The 19,299-nt window shown below is 69.8% G+C and carries 23 protein-coding genes and 1 tRNA gene; 21 read left to right on the top strand and 3 right to left on the bottom strand.

From position 1 onward, the window contains the following. From creD to ccmB, 4 genes are all read left to right on the top strand, one after another. A partial coding sequence (creD, locus tag ABDW35_RS12370; protein WP_343714171.1) for a cell envelope integrity protein CreD occupies window positions 1-1,264 on the top strand: 1,264 nt, incomplete at its 5' end. Window positions 1,265-1,459: 195 nt separating this feature from the next. Next, window positions 1,460-2,842, top strand: coding sequence for a Ca2+-dependent phosphoinositide-specific phospholipase C (locus ABDW35_RS12365; protein WP_343714170.1), 1,383 nt, complete (start codon window positions 1,460-1,462; stop codon window positions 2,840-2,842). Window positions 2,843-2,933: 91 nt separating this feature from the next. Next, entirely contained in the window at window positions 2,934-3,569 is a 636-nt protein-coding gene (gene ccmA / locus ABDW35_RS12360; RefSeq protein ID WP_343714169.1) for a heme ABC exporter ATP-binding protein CcmA, read from the top strand. Continuing rightward, on the top strand, window positions 3,566-4,231 hold the full coding sequence (ccmB, locus tag ABDW35_RS12355; protein WP_343714168.1) for a heme exporter protein CcmB: 666 nt from the start codon (window positions 3,566-3,568) through the stop codon (window positions 4,229-4,231). Before ccmA ends, ccmB begins: the two co-directional genes overlap by 4 nt. On the opposite strand, the gene ABDW35_RS12350 is transcribed toward ccmB, so the two are convergent. Next, window positions 4,228-4,503, bottom strand: coding sequence for a hypothetical protein (locus ABDW35_RS12350; protein WP_343714167.1), 276 nt, complete (start codon window positions 4,501-4,503; stop codon window positions 4,228-4,230). The two genes, ccmB and ABDW35_RS12350, sit on opposite strands and share 4 nt — an antisense overlap. Before the next feature lie 146 nt (window positions 4,504-4,649). Here ABDW35_RS12350 and ABDW35_RS12345 point away from each other — a divergent pair, with 146 nt between their 5' ends. From ABDW35_RS12345 to ABDW35_RS12270, 16 genes are all read left to right on the top strand, one after another. Further along, complete coding sequence (locus ABDW35_RS12345) at window positions 4,650-5,066, top strand: SET domain-containing protein-lysine N-methyltransferase (RefSeq protein WP_034845744.1); 417 nt, start codon at window positions 4,650-4,652, stop codon at window positions 5,064-5,066. 60 nt (window positions 5,067-5,126) lie between these two features. Next, window positions 5,127-5,888, top strand: coding sequence for a heme ABC transporter permease (locus ABDW35_RS12340; protein ID WP_343714166.1), 762 nt, complete (start codon window positions 5,127-5,129; stop codon window positions 5,886-5,888). Between the two features lie 5 nt (window positions 5,889-5,893). Beyond that, the gene (gene ccmD, locus ABDW35_RS12335; RefSeq protein ID WP_343714165.1) at window positions 5,894-6,064 is read left to right on the top strand and encodes a heme exporter protein CcmD; all 171 of its coding nucleotides are present in this window, start codon (window positions 5,894-5,896) and stop codon (window positions 6,062-6,064) included. Then, window positions 6,061-6,546: a cytochrome c maturation protein CcmE gene (gene ccmE, locus ABDW35_RS12330; protein WP_343714164.1), complete on the top strand. Its 486-nt coding sequence runs from the start codon at window positions 6,061-6,063 to the stop codon at window positions 6,544-6,546. Before ccmD ends, ccmE begins: the two co-directional genes overlap by 4 nt. Next, window positions 6,543-8,510, top strand: coding sequence for a heme lyase CcmF/NrfE family subunit (locus tag ABDW35_RS12325; RefSeq protein WP_343714163.1), 1,968 nt, complete (start codon window positions 6,543-6,545; stop codon window positions 8,508-8,510). Before ccmE ends, ABDW35_RS12325 begins: the two co-directional genes overlap by 4 nt. 19 nt (window positions 8,511-8,529) lie before the next feature. Further along, window positions 8,530-9,066, top strand: coding sequence for a DsbE family thiol:disulfide interchange protein (locus tag ABDW35_RS12320; protein ID WP_343714162.1), 537 nt, complete (start codon window positions 8,530-8,532; stop codon window positions 9,064-9,066). Window positions 9,067-9,272: 206 nt separating this feature from the next. Then, window positions 9,273-9,740: a cytochrome c-type biogenesis protein gene (locus tag ABDW35_RS12315; RefSeq protein WP_343714161.1), complete on the top strand. Its 468-nt coding sequence runs from the start codon at window positions 9,273-9,275 to the stop codon at window positions 9,738-9,740. Further along, the gene (gene ccmI, locus ABDW35_RS12310) at window positions 9,737-11,119 is read left to right on the top strand and encodes a c-type cytochrome biogenesis protein CcmI (RefSeq protein WP_343714160.1); all 1,383 of its coding nucleotides are present in this window, start codon (window positions 9,737-9,739) and stop codon (window positions 11,117-11,119) included. The genes ABDW35_RS12315 and ccmI overlap by 4 nt, the downstream gene beginning before the upstream one ends. A 211-nt stretch (window positions 11,120-11,330) precedes the next feature. Then, entirely contained in the window at window positions 11,331-12,068 is a 738-nt protein-coding gene (locus tag ABDW35_RS12305; protein ID WP_343714173.1) for an ATP-binding cassette domain-containing protein, read from the top strand. Window positions 12,069-12,171: 103 nt separating this feature from the next. Continuing rightward, the gene (locus ABDW35_RS12300) at window positions 12,172-12,966 is read left to right on the top strand and encodes a transporter substrate-binding domain-containing protein (protein ID WP_343714159.1); all 795 of its coding nucleotides are present in this window, start codon (window positions 12,172-12,174) and stop codon (window positions 12,964-12,966) included. 94 nt (window positions 12,967-13,060) lie between these two features. Continuing rightward, the gene (locus tag ABDW35_RS12295; protein ID WP_343714158.1) at window positions 13,061-13,858 is read left to right on the top strand and encodes a transporter substrate-binding domain-containing protein; all 798 of its coding nucleotides are present in this window, start codon (window positions 13,061-13,063) and stop codon (window positions 13,856-13,858) included. A 56-nt stretch (window positions 13,859-13,914) separates the two neighbouring features. Continuing rightward, complete coding sequence (locus ABDW35_RS12290; protein WP_343714157.1) at window positions 13,915-14,652, top strand: ABC transporter permease; 738 nt, start codon at window positions 13,915-13,917, stop codon at window positions 14,650-14,652. Window positions 14,653-14,655: 3 nt separating this feature from the next. Beyond that, entirely contained in the window at window positions 14,656-15,354 is a 699-nt protein-coding gene (locus tag ABDW35_RS12285) for an ABC transporter permease (protein WP_343714156.1), read from the top strand. Window positions 15,355-15,404: 50 nt separating this feature from the next. Then, a complete protein-coding gene (locus tag ABDW35_RS12280; protein ID WP_343714155.1) occupies window positions 15,405-15,881 on the top strand; it encodes a GNAT family N-acetyltransferase in 477 nt (158 codons plus the stop codon). 122 nt (window positions 15,882-16,003) lie between these two features. After that, complete coding sequence (locus ABDW35_RS12275; RefSeq protein ID WP_343714154.1) at window positions 16,004-16,438, top strand: CBS domain-containing protein; 435 nt, start codon at window positions 16,004-16,006, stop codon at window positions 16,436-16,438. A gap of 130 nt (window positions 16,439-16,568) precedes the next feature. Continuing rightward, window positions 16,569-16,733 (top strand): DUF1328 domain-containing protein, encoded by a 165-nt coding sequence (locus ABDW35_RS12270; RefSeq protein WP_343714172.1) that lies wholly within the window; start codon window positions 16,569-16,571, stop codon window positions 16,731-16,733. Between the two features lie 85 nt (window positions 16,734-16,818). Here the strand turns inward: ABDW35_RS12270 and ABDW35_RS12265 are convergent. Further along, window positions 16,819-16,894: transfer RNA gene (locus ABDW35_RS12265), tRNA-Ala, on the bottom strand. 193 nt (window positions 16,895-17,087) lie between these two features. Between ABDW35_RS12265 and ABDW35_RS12260 the strand changes: the two genes are divergently transcribed. Next, entirely contained in the window at window positions 17,088-18,044 is a 957-nt protein-coding gene (locus tag ABDW35_RS12260; protein ID WP_343714153.1) for a complex I NDUFA9 subunit family protein, read from the top strand. Window positions 18,045-18,090: 46 nt separating this feature from the next. Here ABDW35_RS12260 and ABDW35_RS12255 read toward each other — a convergent pair whose 3' ends face one another. Continuing rightward, window positions 18,091-19,104, bottom strand: coding sequence for an alpha/beta hydrolase-fold protein (locus ABDW35_RS12255; protein WP_343714152.1), 1,014 nt, complete (start codon window positions 19,102-19,104; stop codon window positions 18,091-18,093). Window positions 19,105-19,299 lie beyond the last annotated feature (195 nt).

Here is a 19,299-nt window from a genome sequence, read left to right as displayed (position 1 = left end):
CCGCGAGGTGGTGGCGGAGATCGGCGGCAGCTGGGGCGGGCCGCAGCGCGTCATCGGGCCGATCCTGGTGGTGCCGTTCCGGCTGCCGTCCGAGCCGCGCGCCGACGGCACGCCGCTGCCGCCGCTTGAACGCCAGCTCGTGATCCTGCCCGACCGCTACATGGTCGAGGCCAAGGCGGCGCCGGAGACGCGCAAGCGCGGCCTGTTCGAGGCCGTGGTCTACACCGTCGATCTCGCCCTATCCGGCCAGTTCCTGATCGGCGATGCCGCGGCGCTGGCCGGGCCGCAGGCGACGATCGACTGGTCCGCGGCCTATCTCTATGTCGGCGTGGCCGACCCGCGCAGCATCCGCGAGGGCGCGTCGCTGCGCTGGGGCGACCGCGACCTGCCGTTCCAGCCCGGCGCGCCGGGCGAGCTGGGTCAGCGCCTCGGCGCCGGCATGACCCTGCGGGTGCCGGGCCTGTCCGCGGAAGCGGCGCAGACGGCCATCCCCTTCGCCACCACCCTGCGGCTGAACGGCAGCCAGCGGCTGGACTTCCTGCCGCTCGGCCGCTCCACCCGAGTGACCGCCGGCTCGAACTGGCCGGATCCCAGCTTCGATGGCGCCTTCCTGCCGGTGCGCTCCAGCATCGGGCCGCAGGGCTTCACCGCGGAGTGGGAGCTGTCCTATTTCGGCCGCGGCTATCCCCAGGCCTGGGTGGGCGGGGAAGGGGACTACCTCTCCGCCGTCTCCGGCTCGGCCTTCGGGGTGCGCTTCTTCCAGCCGGTCAGCGCCTATCAGCAGACCGAACGGTCGGCGAAATACGGCATGCTGTTCATCGTCTTCACCTTCACCCTGTTCTTCCTGTTCGAGGCGGTGGCGCGGCTGCGCATCCACGTCTTCCAATACGGGTTGGTCGGGCTGTCGCTGTGCCTGTTCTACCTGCTGCTGCTGTCCTTCGCCGAGCAGATCGGCTTCGCCGCGGCCTATGGCGTCGGCGCGGCGGCGGTGGTGGCGCAGATCGTGCTGTACTGCCGGCCGGTGCTCGGCACCTGGAAGCGCAGCCTGGTGCTGGGCGCGCTGCTGGCCATCCTCTACGGCGCCCTCTACGCGCTGATGCAGCTCGAGGATCTGGCCCTGCTGCTCGGCTCGCTCGGCCTGTTCCTGGCGCTCAGCGGCGTGATGTACGTGACCCGCCGGATCGACTGGTACGCCGCCGGGCCGGGCAGCGGCGCTGATGGCGAGGCCGTCCCGGCCGCTCGCCCCTGGCCGCAGGCTGGGTGATCGGACTCGCCCATCCCTCACCGTAACTGCTTCGTCGGCTTTGCCGCCTCGCAATACGATGAGGGAGCCGGACCGGTGAACACGTGTCCCCAATCGTCATGAACACGTGTTCAAATCGTCACGCGGCCGTCTTCGAAGCCGCCTAGCATCGCCGCCACACCGGCCCGGAACCGGGCTTTGATGAAGGGGGAATCGATGGGACGAGGTCTTCTGTCCGGGATGGCCGTCGCGGCCGCCCTGCTGCTGTCGGCCGGGGCGTCGGCCGATGTGCCGGCGGGCCAGCCGCTGGCCGGCACCACCGCCTACAACGCCGCCTACTGGTCGCGGCCGCACAACACCTACGACAATCCGCAATTCGCCAAGCTGACCGATGCGCTGGACCGCGGCAACCAGGTGGTCGAGGTTGACATCTATGACGAGAGCGGCTTCCCGGTGAAGCACGATCCCGGCGAGGCGGCCACCGCCAACAACTGCAAGGGCGGCGCCGGCGGCCTGCTGCAGGACTGCCTGCGCGACATCAAGGCGTGGAGCGACGCGCATCCCGGCCACCTGCCGATCACGGTGCAGTTCGACCTCAAGCCCAGCCTGGGCCTGTGGGGCTGGGGCAGCAGCTACATGGCCGGGCTGAACTCCCTGGTCGCCAGCGAGTTCGGGGCCAAGGTCTACAAGCCGGAGGATCTGCGCGCCTTCACCGGCTATGCCTCGCTGCGCGAGGGCGTCTACCGCGCCGGCTGGCCGACGGTCGATGCGCTGCGCGGCAAGATCCTGGTGCTGATGATGGGCGGCCCGATCGGCGACAAGAACGACACCCAGGAAGAGTATGTGAACCAGTTCGGCAGCGCGGCGCAGATCTTCGTCTGCCCCGAAGCGCATGAGCCGAAGCATTTCTACTGGAACGGCAACGCCAAGGATTTCGACGACGCCAACACCAACAAGTGGGTGGTCTGCGGCAACCACGAGGCGGTGCAGTACTGGTACAAGGATACGCTGACCGCCCAGCAGAACGGCCAGCTGGTCAATCTGTGGTCCAGCAACGAGACCCAGTTCGACGCCTTCCAGCAGATGTATCTGGCGGTGGGTTGGGGCGCCTCGATGATCAGCCATGAGAGCGTCGACACCTTCTCCGGCAAGCTGCCGCTGAACGGCATCCGCCGCTCGGTCCCGACCGGCTTCACCCTGCGCAGCGCCCAGTCCGGCTACTGCGTCGAGATCCAGAGCGGCCTCTACGCCAACGGCTCGGACCTGAACCAGCGTCCCTGCACCAGCGGCGTGCCGCAGCAATGGATCTACAGCGACGAGACCCAGCTGCGCTCGGTCGGCAACGCCGAGTACTGCTTCGACATCGAGGGCGGCAACGGCAACAACGGCGACAAGCTGCACATCTGGGACTGCGACGGCGGCTCCAGCGAGAAGTGGCAGCTGCAGACCGACGGCCGGCTGATCGGCATGAACGGCCGTTGCGCCGACGTGGTCGACAACACCAACGGCACCCGGCTGCAGATCCGCAACTGCACCGGCGGCGCCAGCCAGCGCTTCGACATCATCGGCAATTCGAACGCCAACAACCCGCATTACTGAGGTAGGGGCGGGGGACGGCGTGGCACGAGGGGCAGGGCCGCCATGGTCCTGCCCCTTCCGTTTGGGGCCATGGGGCTGCTATTGGCGAAGGATGACTGCCCCGCCTGCGCCTGAGCCGAGTCTGATTGCCGACGGCCTGGCGTGCCTGCGCGGCGGGCGGCTGGTCTTCGCCGGGCTGTCGTTCCGGCTCGACGCCGGCGAGGCGCTGGTGCTGACCGGGCCGAACGGCAGCGGCAAGTCCAGCCTGCTGCGCCTGGTCGCCGGGCTGGTGCCGGCCTTCACCGGGACGCTGGGCTGGACCGGCGCCCCCGGCTCGATCGCCTATCTCGGCCACCAGGACGCGGTGAAGCCGGCGCTGACCGTGCGCGAGGCCCTGCGCATCTGGGCCGCCTTCGCCGGCGCCGCGGCGGGGGAGGGGGCGATCGAAGCCGCCATCGCTGCGGTCGGGCTGGAGGGGCTGGACGACCTGCCGGGCCGCTACCTCTCCGCCGGCCAGCGCCGCCGCCTGGCCTTGGCGCGGCTGGAGCTCGGCCGCTCCGCTTTGTGGCTGCTGGACGAGCCGACGCTCGGCCTCGACGTCGCCTCCGTCGCGCGGCTGGAGGGGCGCATCGCCCGGCACCGCGCCGCGGGCGGGCTGGTGATGCTGGCAACCCATGTGCCGCTGGCGCTCGATGGCGCCCGCGGACTGGCGCTGCAGGATTACGCGGCGGAGGAGCTGCCGCTGTGAGCGCCTTCCTCGCTTTGCTGTCGCGCGACCTGCGCCTGGCCCTGCGCTCGGGCGGCGATGTTGCCGCCGTGCTGGCCTTCTTCGTCATCACCGTGGTGCTGTTCCCGCTCGGCGTGGGGCCGGAGCTCGCGCTGCTCGGCCGCATCGCCGCCGGCGTGGTCTGGGTGGCGGCGCTGCTGGCGACGCTGCTGGCGCTCGACCGCCTGTTCGCCCAGGACTACGAGGACGGGTCGCTCGACCTGCTGATGCTGTCGCCGCTGCCGCTGGAGGCCGCGGTGCTGGCCAAGGCGCTGGCCCATTGGCTGCTGACCGGCCTGCCGCTGATCCTGCTGTCGCCGCTGATGGCGGCGATGCTCGGGCTGCCGGCGGCATCCTGGCCGGTGCTGGCGCTGTCGCTGCTGCTCGGCACGCCCTGCCTCAGCCTGATCGGCGCGGTCGGGTCGGCCCTGACCCTCGGCGCCCGGCGCGGCGGGGCGCTGCTGGCGCTGCTGATCCTGCCGCTCTTCGTCCCCGTGCTGATCTTCGGCGCCGCGGCGGTGGAGGCGGTGGCCACCGGCCTGACCGCCCGGCCACATCTGCTTTTGCTCGGCGGCTGCCTCGCCGCCGCCCTGCCGCTGGCCCCGATCGCCGCGGCGGCGGCGATCCGGCAGGCGCAGTCTTAGGTCGTTTCCGGCGCCGGCAAATCGGACGCGTCGCGATCGGGATCCTTGCGGGGCACATACTCGGTCACGAAGCCCTCGGTCCAGCCCGTCCGGCCGAGCGTGACCTCCTGGATCTGGAAGCCTTCGGGATAGTCGGCGAAGCCAGGCTTGCCGCGCAGCCTGGCGATCGCGGCCTCGGCCTCCACGATGGTCGCATAGGCCCCGATGCGGAGCTCGGTGTCCTCGCGGTGCTCGTACTCGCGCACGAACCAGAGATCGTAGATGACCGCCATCGCCGCGTATCCTGAAGGCTTCGACGCCCGAACTATGGACAGGCGGCACCAAAGCGGCAATGCGCACGAAGGTGCCTCTCGGCCCTTCGTCCGGGGTGACGCGCGGGCCGGGGTCGCGTAATGCTGTGGGAAAAGGAACCCGGCCGATGCTTCTCGTCCCCACCACCGTCGGTCCCAGCCGCATTCAAGGGCTGGGCCTGCTCGCCGCCGAACCGATCGCCGCCGGCACCGAGGTGTGGCGCTGGCACCCGGTGTTCGACGTCTTCGTGCCCGACGCCCAGGTCGCTGCCCTGCCGGAGACCGCGCGCGACTTCCTCGAGCGCTACGCCTATCCGGCGCCGGAGCTGCCGGGCGGGCTGTCGCTGAACCTCGACGACGCCCGCTTCATGAACCACAGCGACGACCCGACGCTGGAGACGGTGGGCGAGGTCTGCGTCGCCCGGCGCGACATCGCGGCGGGGGAGGAGCTGACCTGCGACTACGGCGCCTTCCACCCCGAGCTGCGCGACGCCATCCGGGCGTCGGGCGCTTCGGCCGGCGGCCCCGCGGGGCGCGGCAATTGAACCGCCGACAGGCGATCTAGCTTTGTCTATTGTGAATCCAACGACCGCCACGCCACGCCCATGCATCGCTTCGCCAACCCGGCCCGCTTCCTGCGCCTGAGCGCCGCCCTGCGGCCCTGGGCCCTCGGCGTCGCCCTGCTGACGCTCGGCGCCGGGCTGTGGTTCGCCCTGTTCGATTCGCCGCCGGACTACCAGCAGGGCGAGACGGTGCGGATCATGTACATCCATGTGCCCTCCGCCTGGATGGCGATGATGGTCTACACCACCATGGCCGTCGCCTCGGCGGTCGGCCTGGTGTGGAAGCATCCGGTGGCGGAGCTCTACACCAAGGCCGCGGCGCCGCTCGGCGCCGGCTTCACCGCGCTGTGCCTGCTGACCGGCTCGCTGTGGGGCCAGCCGATGTGGGGCACGTGGTGGGTGTGGGACGCGCGGCTGACCAGCGTGCTGATCCTGTTCTTCATCTATCTCGGCTACATCGTGCTGGTCTCCGCCTTCGATGACCCGCAGCGCGGCCTGAAGGCCGGCGCGGTGCTGACCCTGGTCGGCGCCGTCAACCTGCCGATCATCAAGTTCTCGGTCGACTGGTGGAACACGCTGCACCAGCCGGCCTCGGTGATGAAGCTCGGCGGCTCCACCCTCGACGGCTCGATGCTGCTGCCGCTCCTGCTGATGGCCGTCGCCTTTACCGCGCTGTTCGCCTGGCTGGTGCTGCTGCGCACCGAGACCGAGATCGCCGAGCGGCGGATCCGCGCCCTGCGCCTGGCCACCGCCATGGCGGCGCGGCGGGGCGAGGCCCCGGGGCTGGAGCAGCCGGTCGGATGACGGGCGTGACCCAGTTCCTCGCGATGGGCGGCTATGCCGCCTATGTCTGGACCGCCTATGGCGCGGCCGTGATCGTCCTGGTCGGGCTGGTCGCCGTCACCGTGGCGCGGCGGCGCAGCAGCCGGCGCAGCCTCGAGGCGCTGGAGCAGCTGCGCGGCCGGGGGAGGCGGGCATGACCCGCAAGCGCCGCCGCCTGATGCTGCTGGGCCTCGCCGCCCTCGGCCTCGGCACTGCCTCGGCCCTGGCCCTGACCGCCTTCCAGGACAACCTGCTGTTCTTCTACAGCCCGACCGAGCTGCATGATGGCAAGTTGGCGGAGGGGCAGCGCTTCCGCCTCGGCGGGCTGGTGGTGCAGGGATCGCTGCAGCGCCTGCCGGACGGGCAGACCATCACCTTCACCGTCACCGACACCGCCTATGACGTGCCGGTGCGCTACGCCGGCATCGTCCCCGACCTGTTCCGCGAGGGCCAGGGCGTGGTGGCGCATGGCCGGGTCGGGGGCGACGGCACCTTCGTCGCCGACGAACTGCTGGCCAAGCACGACGAGAAATACATGCCGCCCGAAGTCGCCAAGGCCCTGCAGGACGCCGGCCATCCCGGCGCGCCCGGCGCCTCCGGCAAGCCCGCCCTCTCCTCCGGCACGGTGGCAGCGCAATGATCCCCGAGATCGGCCATTACGCGCTGGTGCTGGCGCTGGTCCTGGCCCTGGTGCAGTCGACCCTGCCGCTGTGGGGCGCCGCCCGGCGCCACCCCGGGCTGATGGCGATCGCCGAGCCGGCGGCGACGCTGCAGCTGGCCGCCATCGGCATCGCCTTCGCGGCGCTGACCTGGGCCTATGTCGTCTCGGACTTCTCGGTGGCGCTGGTGGCGAACAACAGCCTGTCCACCAAGCCGATGCTGTACAAGGTCACCGGCGTCTGGGGGAACCATGAGGGCTCGATGCTGCTCTGGGTCCTCATTCTGGCCCTGTTCGGCGCCGCGGTGGCGCTGTTCGGCGGCAACCTGCCGCCGACGCTGAAGGCCCGGGTGCTGGCGGTGCAGGGCATGATCGGGACGGGATTCCTGGCCTTCATCATCCTGACCTCGAACCCGTTCCTGCGGTTCGACCCGGCGCCGATCGACGGCCGGGACATGAACCCGCTGCTGCAGGACCCCGGCCTGGCCTTCCATCCGCCCTTCCTCTATCTCGGCTATGTCGGCTTCTCGATGGCCTTCTCCTTCGCCGTCGCGGCGCTGATCGAAGGCCGGGTCGACCCCGCCTGGGCGCGCTGGGTGCGGCCCTGGACGCTGGCCGCCTGGTCGTTCCTGACCGTCGGCATCGCCCTCGGCTCCTACTGGGCCTATTACGAGCTGGGCTGGGGCGGCTGGTGGTTCTGGGACCCGGTCGAGAACGCCTCGCTGATGCCCTGGCTGTCCGGCACCGCGCTCCTGCACTCCGCCTTGGTGGTGGAGAAGCGCGACGCGCTGAAGAGCTGGACGGTGCTGCTGGCCATCCTCACCTTCGGCCTCAGCCTGGTCGGCACCTTCCTGGTCCGCTCCGGCATCATCACCTCGGTGCACGCCTTCGCGGTGGACCCGGAGCGCGGGGTGTTCATCCTGCTGCTGCTGGCGATCACCGTCGGCGGCGCCTTCACCCTCTACGCCCTGCGCGCGCCGCGGCTGAAGCTGGGCGGCGTGTTCGCCCCGATCAGCCGGGAAGGGGCGCTGGTGCTGAACAACCTCCTGATCTGCACCGCCACGCTGACCGTGTTCTTCGGCACCCTTTACCCGCTGCTCGACAAGACCGTGTCGGTCGGCAAGCCCTATTACCAGCTGACCTTCGTGCCGCTGATGACGCCGGTGGTGGTGGCGATGGTGATCGCGCCGCTGATGGCCTGGAAGCGCGGCGACCTGCCGGGCGTGCTCGGCCGGTTGAAATTCGCCGCCGTCGGCGCCGTGATCGTCGCCCTCGCCGTGCTCTGGCTGCAGGGCGGCGGGCCGGTGTTGGCGCTGGTCGGCATCGCCTTCGGCGCCTGGGTGATGCTCGGCGCCGCCACCGAGATCGCGGAGCGCGTGCGCCTGTTCCGGATCCCGCTGCGGGACAGCCTGTCCCGCGCCATCGGCCTGCCGCGCAGCGCCTGGGGCACCGCCTTCGCCCATGCCGGGCTCGGCATCGCCCTCCTGGGCATGATCGGCTCCAGCTACTGGTCGACCGAGCGGCTCGTGCTGGCCAAGCCCGGCGACCGCATCGACCTCGCCGCCGGCTACGCGGTCGAGTTCGATGGCGTGACGGCGCAGCAGGGGCCGAACTACCAGACCAGCCTGGGCGACCTGAAGCTGCTGCATGGCGGCGCCTTCGTCACCGACATGACGCCCGAGAAGCGCTTCTACCCGGTGGCGCAGATGCCGACCAGCGAGGTGGCGATCCACACCACCCTGGCCGGCGACGTCTATGTCGCCCTGGGCGAGGCCCAGGCGGATGGCCGCTGGAGCCTGCGCCTCTACCACCACCCGCTGGTGCCGTGGATCTGGGGCGGCGCCCTGGTCATGGCCTTCGGCGGCGCCCTGTCGCTGAGCGACCGCCGGCTGCGCGTCGGCGCGCCGCGCCGGGCGGCGGCGCCGGCCGCGAGCCAGCCGGCCTGAGGATCGCGGAAGACAATCGATGCGCCGTCTCCTGTTCCTGCTGCCGCTGCTGCTGCTCGTGGTCCTCGCCGTCGGGGTCGGCACCAAGCTCCTGTCCGGCAGCGACCCGCAGGCCTTGCCCTCGGCCCTGATCGACAAGCCGCTGCCGACCTTCGACCTGGCGGCGCTGCCGGGCCGGAGCGACGGGCTCTCGACCAGTGATTTCGGCAGCCAGCCGATGCTGTTGAACGTCTTCGCCAGCTGGTGCGTGCCGTGCCTGGCCGAGCATCCCGTGATCACCAAGCTCGGCCGCGAGGACGGCATCCCGGTCCTCGCCATCAACTACAAGGACAAGCCGGAGGACGCGCTGGCCTGGCTGCGTCGCAACGGCGACCCGTATCGCCGGATTGGCGCCGATGTGGAGGGCCGCACCGCGATCGACCTCGGCGTCTACGGCGTGCCGGAGACCTTCGTGATCGACAAGGCCGGCCGCATCCGCTACCGCCACCCCGGCCCGCTGACCCCCGACATCGTCGACCGCGAGATCCGGCCGCTGCTGGCGGAGCTGGCGAAGTGAACGCTTTCCCCGCCAGGATTGCACTTTCCAGTCCCCCCTCCCCCCGCGGGAGGGGGGTAGGGGGAGGGGGTTGTCGAGGCCGGGACGAGACCTTTCTCGTTTCGGAGACGATCCGGGCGCGGAGTTTGGCTAGAACGGTGCAAGCGGAAGGAACCCCCTCCCCCTACTCCCCTCCCGCAAGGGGAGGGGGGACTCGGTTGGGGCAAGTGGTCCGGTTTGCTCTCACGATCCTGCTTCTGGCTCTGACCTTCGCCGCGCCCGCCGGCGCGATCGAGCCGCAGGAGCAACTGGCCGACCCGGCGCTGGAGGCGCGGGCGCGGGAGCTGGGGCAGGAGCTGCGCTGCCTGGTCTGCCAGAACCAGTCGATCGACGATTCCAATGCCGACCTGGCGCGCGACCTGCGCACCATCGTGCGCGAGCGGCTGAAGGCCGGCGACAGCAACGCCCAGGTGCTGGACTTCGTCACCGCCCGCTACGGCGACTATGTGCTGCTGCGGCCGCCGCTGCGCGCCGGCACGCTGGCGCTGTGGTTCGGCCCGGTGGTGCTGCTGGTCGCCGCCATCGCCTTCCTGATCCTGCGCCGCCGCCGGCGCCCGGCTGATACGCCGGCTCCACTGTCGGCGGAGGAGAGCCGGCGCCTGGCCCGGCTGATCGACGAGGAGCCGGCGCCGTGACCGGGTGGGCCTTCTGGGTCGTCGCCGCGCTGATGACCGCGGGCGCCGTCGCCCTGCTGCTGCGCCGCCTGTTCGCCACCAGCGCGCCGGGGGCGGCAAACTCCGATGCCGCGATCTATCGCGACCAGCTGAAGGAGCTGGAGCGCGAGCGCGCCGCCGGCGAGATCGGCGCCGCCGAGGCCGAGGCGGCCAAGGCCGAGATCGGCCGCCGCCTACTGGCCGCGGCCGGCCAGGCGCAGCCGGTCGCCACCGCTCCCTCCGTGCCGCCCCGTCGCATCGCGTTCGGCCTGGCCGTGCTGCTGCCGGTGGCGGCGCTGGCGATCTATCTGGCCGAAGGCACCCCGAACCTGCCGTCGCAGCCCTTCGCCAGCCGCGACCCGGGCGAGCGCGAGGCGGTTCAGTCCGCGATGGCCGAGGCCAGGGCGCTGGAGCAGCGTATGGCCGAGAACCCGCAGGACCGCGCCGGCTGGGTCGAGCTCGGCCGCCGCTGGGGCCAGCTGGGCGACAGCGCCAAGGCCGCCGACGCCTTCGGCCGTGCCATCGGCTTGGGCGATGCCGATCCCGAGCTGATCGGCCGCTATGGCGAGGCCCTGGTCGGCGCCAATGCCGGCACCGTCACGGAGACGGCGCATGCCGCTTTCCAGCAGGTGCTGGCGCTGCGCCCGAACGACATCCGCGCCCGCTACTTCCTGGCGCTGGGCAATGCCCAGGCCGGCGACGACAAGGCGGCGCTGGCGCTGTGGCAGGCGCTGATGCGGGAGTCGCCGGCCGACGCGCCCTGGGTCCCCTCGGTGCGCCAGCACCTAGCCGAGGCGGCGCAGCGCCTGGGCCTCGACCCGGCCGGCGCGACGCCGGAGCCCCAGCCCGCCGCCCGGCAGGCCCCGCCGGCCGGCGGCGCGGCCGGGGCCATCGCCGCGCTGCCGCCGGACGAGCAGGAGAAGGCGATCCGCGGCATGGTCGACGGCCTGGCGGCGCGGCTGGCGCAGTCGCCGGACGACCTCGAAGGCTGGGTTCGACTGGCCCGCGCCCGCGGCGTGCTGGGCGAGGCCGATGCCGCGGCCGATGCGTATGCCAAAGCCGCGGCGCTGGCGCCGGACAACAACGACCTGCTGCGCGCCTATGCCGACGCCCTGCTGAACGCCGGTCGGGGCGAGGACGTGCCGCCGGTGCTGGAGACCGGGCTGCGCCGCATCCTGGCGTCCAATCCGAATGACCTGCAGGCGCTGTGGTTTCTCGGCGTCGCCGCGCAGAAGGCGGGCCAGCCGGAGGAGGCGCGGCGCCTCTGGGGCCGGATGCGCGACCAGTTCCAGGAGGGCAGCGCCGAGCGCCGGGCGATCGAAGGCCGCATGTCCCAGCTGCCGGCCCCCGGCGCGGGATGACCGCAGCCCGGCTGAATCCGCAACAATGCAAATGAAAACCGGTGCCGGACTTTCGCTCTCGCGGCTTCGGCGGCGCGCCGTCGGGCCGCGGTTGACCGGCACCGCGAAACAATGCTTGTTTCGACTGCAACAAGAACTCGGGTGAGGCTTTTCCATCGTGGTCTCTGTTGCTGACGCCGCGGCCCCCTCGGGGGCGATCGTCGTCGAGGACATGCACAAGCGGTTCGGCAAGCTCGAAGTGCTGAAGGGCGTGTCGCTGAAGGCCCAGCAAGGCGATGTCATCTCGATCATCGGCTCCTCCGGCTCGGGCAAGAGCACGCTGCTCCGCTGCATCAATCTGCTCGAGATCCCCAATGACGGCCGCGTCTGGGTGAATGGCGAGCTGATCCGGATGAGGAAGCTGCGCTCCGGAGAGGCCGAGCCGGAGGACAGCAAGCAGGTTGACCGCATCCGCTCCGAACTCGGCATGGTGTTCCAGAGCTTCAACCTGTGGTCGCACATGACCGTGCTCGAAAACGTCATCGAGGCACCGGTGCACGTGCTGAAGGTGCCGCGCAGGGAGGCGACCGAGCGCGCCCTGGCGCTGCTGGCCAAGGTCGGCATCGCCGACAAGCGCGACCACTATCCCAGCCACCTGTCGGGCGGCCAGCAGCAGCGCGCCGCGATCGCGCGGGCGCTGGCGATGCAGCCGAAGGTGATGCTGTTCGACGAGCCGACCTCGGCCCTCGACCCCGAGCTGGTCGGCGAGGTGCTGCGGGTGATCCGCCAGCTGGCGGAGGAGGGCAACACCATGCTGCTCGTCACCCATGAGATGCGCTTCGCCCGCGAGGTGTCGAGCAAGGTGATCTTCCTGCATCAGGGCCGGACCGAGGAGGAGGGAACCCCCGCCGAGGTGTTCGACAATCCGCGATCCGAGCGGGTGCGCCAGTTCCTCGCGGCACAGCATTGATGGGCACCGCTTCGCCGCGCTGCTTGACCTTGGCCGGCGGTTTCGCGGAAATCCACCCATCCAACCCGGGGCCGCAGGGCCCCAGATCCGAACGGGAGACTTCATGATGAAGAGCTGGTTGTCGTTGGCCGCCGCCGCGGTCTTCGTGCTGGCCGCCGGCACCGCCTCGGCCCAGGACACGCTGAAGATCGGTACCGAGGGCGCCTACCCGCCCTACAACGCGACCGATGCCTCGGGCAAGCTGGTCGGCTTCGAGATCGACCTCGCCAACGCGCTGTGCGAGCGCGTCCAGATGAAATGCGAGATCGTGCAGCAGGATTGGGACGGCATGATCCCCGCTCTGCTGAACAAGCGTTTCGACGGCATCATGGCCGGCATGTCGGTCACCCAGGAGCGGCTGAAGCAGATCAACTTCTCCAAGCCCTACAGCAGCACCCCGGCCTGGTTCGTCGGCGCCAAGGACGGGTTGCTGAAGGACGCCAAGACGCTGGACGACATCAAGGCCGCGCTCAAGGGCAAGTCGGTCGGCGTGCAGCGCTCCACCATCCACCAGAACTTCCTGGAACAGAAGATCCCGGGCGTCGACGTCAAGCTGTACGACACCCAGGACGACCTCAACCTCGACCTGCAGAACGGCCGCATCGACGCCGGCCTGGCCGACAGCCTGGGCTGGAAGGACTTCCTGGCCAGCGACGCCGGCAAGGGCTTCACCCATTTCGGCCCGGGCCTGACTGGCAAGGACGACCCGATCTTCGGCCTCGGCGTCGGCATCGGCCTGCGCAAGGAGGACACGGCGCTGAAGGACAAGCTGGACAAGGCACTGGATTCGATGAGCGCCGACGGCTCGCTGGAGAAGCTGTCGGTGAAGTGGTTCGGCTTCGACACGTCGGTCAAGTAAGGCGGGGATCAAATAGGCAGGGCAGGGTGGGGGCCGGCGATGCGGTGCCGGCCCCGGCCCCAACCGGGACCGCAGGTCCCAACGGGAGAGGTTCATGAACAAGATCTGGTTGTCCCTGGCCGGGGCGGCGGCGCTGGCGCTGAGTGCCGGTGCTGCCTATGCCGACACGGTGCGCATCTGCATGGAAGGCGCCTACCCGCCCTTCAACAACACGGATTCCACCGGCAAGATCGTCGGCTTCGAGGTCGATGTCGCCAATGCCCTGTGCAAGCAGGCCGGCCTGACCTGCGAGGTCGTGCAGCAGGATTGGGATGGTTTCATCCCGGCGCTGCTGAACAAGCGCTGCGGCGCCCTGATGGACGGCATGTCGATCACCGAGGAGCGGCTGAAGCAGATTGCCTTCTCGGTGCCCTACACCGACACGCCGGCCTGGTTCGTCGGCGCCAAGGACGGCATCCTGAAGAATGCCAAGACGCTGGCCGACGTCCATGCCGCGCTGAAGGGCAAGACCATCGGCGTGCAGCGCTCGACCACCCATCAGAACTTCCTTGAGGCCGAGTTCAAGGACGCGCACGTCAACCTCTACGACACAGTCGACGAGCTCAATTTCGACCTGGTCAACGGCCGCATCGATGCCGGGCTGGGCGACAGCACGTCCTGGGATTCGTTCCTGAAGAGCGACGCCGGCAAGAACTTCGTCCATTACGGCCCGACCCTGACCGGCAAGGACAACCCGCTGTTCGGCCAAGGCATCGGCATCGGCCTGCGCCAGGAGGACAAGGACCTCAAGGCCAAGTTCGACAAGGCCATCAACTCGATGAAGGCCGACGGGTCGCTCTCTAAGCTCGCGCTCCAGTGGTTCGGCTACGACCCGCTGGCCCCCAGCAAGTAGCAAGGCTGCGGGCGGCCTGACCGGCCGCCCCTTCCCATTCAGGCAGCGCGGCAAGGATGCAAGGACTGATCGATTCGCTGTCCCACTGGGCGCAGCTGTTCTCCTGGGGCGACCAGGGCTGGGGGGACGAGTTCGTCCAGGCCGCCGGGATGACCGTGCTGCTGTCCACCGTCAGCTACATCTTCGGCGTGGCGGTCGGGCTGATCGCCGCCTGCCTCAAGGTCTGGGGCGGCTTCGTGCTGCGCGGGCTGATGGAGATCTACACCACCGTCGTCCGCGGCGTGCCGGAGCTGCTGATCATCTACCTGCTGTTCTTCGGCAATGAGCGGGCGATCAACGCTATCCTCGGCATCTTCGGCATCACCCAGCCGTTCCAGCTGAACGAGTTCGCGATCGGCGTCTTTGCCGTCGGCCTGATCTCCGGCGCCTATTCGACCGAGGTGCTGCGCGGCGCCATCCAGGTGATCCCGCACGGGCAGATCGAGGCCGGCCGGGCCTTCGGCATGCACGGTTTCATGGTGTTCCGCCGCATCATCCTGCCGCAGACCATCCGCCTGGCGCTGCCGGGGCTTGGCAACATCTGGCAGCTGATCCTGAAGGACACGGCGCTGGTCTCCGTCGTCGGTGTCACCGAGCTGATGCGCATCAGCCAGGTGGCGGCGCGGTCGACGCGCGAACCGTTCCCGTTCTTCATCACCGCGGCGGTCCTGTTCCTGGTCATCACCACCTTCTCGACCAAGATGTTCCGCAAGGCCGAGGCGCATTACGACCGCGGCGTGCGGCGGGCGGGCTGACCCATGGATCTTGACCTGATCCTCGACACCTTCGGCAAGCTGCTCGGCGGCGCCCTGGTGACGATCGAGCTGATCGTGCCGGCGCTCGCCGTCGGCGTCGTCCTGGCGATGGTGCTGGCGGTGATGCGGATGTCCGGCAACGGTGTCCTGTCGCGCATCTCCCGCGCCTATGTCTTCGTGTTCCGCGGCACGCCGCTCCTGGTGCAGATCTTCCTGATCTATTTCGGCCTCGGCCAGTTCCGCCCGCTGTGGGAGGCGCTGGGCGTGTGGGACTGGCCGCTGCGCGAGGCCTTCCCCTGCGCCGTGATCGCCTTCGCCATGAACACAGCCGCCTATACCAGCGAGATCATCCGCGGCGGCCTGCAGGCCGTGCCCTTCGGCCAGATCGAGGCGGCGCGGGCCTGCGGCATGTCGCGGTCGCTGGTGTTTCGGCGGATCACCGTGCCGATCGCCATCCGCCAGGCGCTGCCGGCCTATGGCAACGAGATCATCCTGATGGTGAAGGCCAGCTCGCTGGCGTCGATCATCACCATCATGGAGATCACCGGCATCGCCAAGCAGATCAACTCGCGCACCTTCGCGCCGTTCGAGGTGTTCACCGCCGCCGGCATCCTTTACCTGATCATGAACTTCGCGGTGGCGCAGGGCGTGCGGGCGGTGGAGTGGAGGCTGACCCCGCATCTGCGCCGGCGGCCGCACTGAGCCACGCTGCGGCACTGTCCTAGCCGGGAAACCCGGCTAGACTAGCGCGGATGTTCACCTTCACGCCGCTTCGCCCCGCCGACCTGCCGCGCCTGCGTCACTGGCTGACGATGCCGCATGTCCGGGCCTGGTGGGGCGACCCGGAGGCCGGCATCCGCGAGATCCGCCGGCTGATGGCGTCGGACTGGGCCGAGCCGATGCTGGTCGCCTGGCAGGGCCGGCAGATCGGTTATCTGCAGGCCTATGACGCGGTCTCGGCCATGCCCGGCGGCGACGCCGATCCCGGCAGCTTCGGCATCGACCTGTTCATCGGCGAGCCGAGCTATGTCGGCAAGGGCCTGGGCACCGCCTTCCTCGGCGCCTACACCGACCGGCTGCTGAAGGGCGGGCGTGCCGCGCGCATCCTGGCCCGCCCGGCCCGCCTGAACCACCGCGCGGTGCGCTGCCTGGAAGGGGCGGGCTTCCATCCGCTGGCCGACGAGGACGGCCCGCTGCTGGCGATGGCGAAGGACCGGCCGGGCGCCTAGATCCAACCGATAGGACCATCGGGAAACTGCCGAGTCGCGGTCCGGCGCAGCCGTGTTATGCTTCCCGGAAAACACGGTCCGAAATCAGAAGGGCCGACGTCAGAACAGATCGGGGAATCGCCATGAACGTTGCCCGCATTCTGAGTGTGAAGGGGAACAGCGTCATCCATGTCGCGCCGGATCTCCGGCTGGCCGAGGTCGTGGCGCTGCTGCGCGACAAGCGCATCGGCGCCGTCCTGGTCAGCGGCGACGGCCGCCATATCGACGGCATCCTGTCCGAGCGCGACGTCGTGCACCGCCTGGCCGACAAGGGCCCGGCGCTGCTGGACGAGCCGGTATCCGCCATCATGGTGCGCACCGTCATCACCTGCGGCCTCGACGACACCGTGGCCGAGCTGATGGGGATGATGACGCAGCGCCGCTTCCGCCACCTGCCGGTGGTGGACGATCAGGGGCTGATCTGCGGCATGGTCAGCATCGGCGACGTGGTGAAGGCGCGGCTCGACGAGATCGAGAGCGAGGCCGAGAGCCTGCGCGAATACATCACCACCGGCTAGTCCGGCGGCTGATCAGCCAAGCGAGGCGGGAACTGCCGGGCGGCAGGCCCTGTTCCTGGGAGTGAAGGTTCGTGCCGGCGTCGCCGGCCGGCCGGCTCACAAGAACGAGGTGCCCGAGATGTTCGGCAGTCTGCTCCACTGGGCCGTGGTGTTCCTGATCGTCGCGCTGGTCGCGGCGGTGCTGGGCTTCGGCGGCGTCGCCGGCACGGCCATGGCCGGCGCCAAGCTGCTGTTCTGGGTCGCGATCGTGATCTTCGTGGTCATGCTCGTGGCCGGTCTGGTCAGGCGCGGCTAGCGCAGCCCGACAGCACGGCATCGACGGCCGGACGTCCCGACGGATGTCCGGCCGTTGTCGTTTCAGCACTGCGTCGGAAGGGAGATGGTGGAGCTGAGCGGAATCGAACCGCTGACCTTCTCATTGCGAACGAGACGCTCTCCCAACTGAGCTACAGCCCCACTAAGTTCGGTCCCGGGCGGTTGGGCATCCCGGCGAACGGCGCGGAATATCGTGCCCGGTTGATGGCTTGTCAAGCGCCTGATTCCGGCCGGCCGGCGTTTTTCCGCACCGGTCGTTTGAAACCTCCGGCGGCTCGGATATAAGGGGGCCGGGCCGCAGCCAGGGCGGCCTGATCGGCTCGCAGGCGGGATCATGACGGACTCAATCGGCCAAAAGACGGTCACCCTTTTCGGCGGCACCGGATTCGTCGGCCGCTACGTGACGCAGCTGCTGGCCCATCGCGGCTGGCGCATCATCGTCGCCTCGCGCCACCCCGACCGGGCGCTGCCGCTGAAGACGGCGGGCGCGGTCGGCCAGATCGTCCCGGTCTTCGCCGATATCCGCGACGAGGGCTCGGTTGCCGCCGCGGTGGCCGGCGCCGATGCCGTGGTCAATCTCGTCGGCATCTTGTTCGAGGGCGGCAAGCAGCGCTTCGACACCATCCATGGCGATGGGGCGGGCCGCGTCGCCCGTGCCGCGGCGGCGGCCGGCCGCTTCGTCCAGATCTCGGCGATCGGCGCCTCGGCCGACAGCCCGTCCGCCTACGCCCGCACCAAGGCGGCGGGAGAGGCGGCGGTGCGCGCCGCCTTCCCGGGCGCCTCGATCCTGCGGCCGAGCGTGATCTTCGGGCCCGAGGACGGCTTCTTCAACCTGTTCGCCAAGCTGGCCCGCAACGCGCCGTTCCTGCCGCTGTTCGGCGGCGGCACCACCAAGTTCCAGCCGGTCTATGTCCGCGACGTCGCCGCCGCCATCGTGGCGTGCCTGGAGCAGGACGGCACCGCCGGCCAGACCTATGAGCTGGGCGGCCCGCGGGTCTACACCCTGCGCGAGATCATGCAGTTGACCCTGCAGCAGACCGGCCGCAAGAAACGCCTGGTCCCGCTGTCCTGGGGCATGGCGGCGTTCGAGGCGAAGCTGCTCGGGCTGCTGCCGAAGCCGCCGCTGACCTCGGATCAGGTGACGCAGCTCAAGATCGACAACGTGGTTGGTGCTGGCACCAGGACGCTGGCCGATCTCGGCATCACGCCGACCCCGGCCGAGCTGATCCTGCCGAGCTATCTCGACCGCTACCGCCCCGGCGGCCGCTTCGGCAACAGCCAGGTCGCCTGATCCGGCCGTAGGTTGGGTTCGCCCGTGGCGAACCCAACCTGCACCGCTATCCCTCCGTCAGCGCCCGGCCGAGGAAGGGCAGGCTCTCATCCATCCGGTAGTCGACCGAGGAGTGGTTGTCCGGGAACTCCTCGTACCGGTGTTTCACGCCCAGCTGCTCCAGCGACCGGTGCAGCCGGCGGGCGCCGTAGACCAGGTTGTACTGGTCGATGTCGCCGCAATCGATGTAGAGCCCCTTCAGCGATTTGAGCGCGTCGGCATGCCGGTGGGCCAGCAGGGCCGGGTCCCATTCCAGCCAGTTGGCCCAGCGCTCTTCGATCAGCTCGCAGGTGTCGGGGTTGACCGGCAGCCGGATGCCGAGGAACTGCGACGGGTCCGGGTCGTATGTCGCCGCCATTGCCAGCCACATCAGGATGTGAAGGTCGGCATCCTGGATCTTCTTCGCCGATTCCAGCGAGGTGATGAAGCGTTCAATCGACCCCTCGTGCTTGGCCAGCGCCCGCAGTACGTTCGGCATCTCCAGCAGATAGGCCAGTTCGAACGCCATGTCGCCGGAATGGCAGGCGGCCGCGCTCCAGGTGTCGGCTCGGCGCATGGCGTGGATGATCGAGCCGTAGCCGCCGGAGCTCTTGCCGAATACGCCGCGCCGGCCAGGCCCGCCGCAGCCGAGCCGCGCCTCCACCGCCGGCAGCATCTCGTCGATCAGGAAATCCTCCCACCGGCCCATGGCGGCGGAGTTGATGTACTGGTTGCCGCCCAGGCGGGTGAAGCAGTCCGGGAAGGCGATCACCACCGGCGGCAGCTTGCCTTCGGCGATCAGCCGGTCGGCGCGCTCCGGCACGTTCTCGCCGAAATTCTTCCAGTTGGTGTGGGCCGGGCCGCCGGCGGTGAAGCCGACCAGGTCGACCAGCAGCGGCAGGCCGCGCCCGTCATGCCCGGCCGGGATGTAGAGATCGACGCGCCGCTCATGCGGGTCGCCGAGCAGGTTGCCCCGCAGCACCCGGCTGTCGATGGTGAAGCTGTCCAGCTGCCCGCGCGGGGCGGTTCGGTCCTTGCGCATGCGTTCGCTCCCCTTGGGGTTATGGTCCCACCCTAGACCGAGTCTGGGACGGCCGCTTGGAAATGCTACTGGCGCGGCCATCTGATGGCGGTTTCTGCGCTTCCGGTGCTCACGCACCCAATGTGCGCTGCGCTCCGGTTCTCGAAACCACCACCAGCCGACTCACGCCAGCGCATTTCCAACCGGTCTATCAGA

Source organism: Inquilinus sp. (assembly GCF_039594555.1).
Lineage (GTDB): Bacteria > Pseudomonadota > Alphaproteobacteria > DSM-16000 > Inquilinaceae > Inquilinus.
Note: the sequence above shows the minus strand (reverse complement) of the source record. Positions and strands in the feature narration are given on the sequence as shown.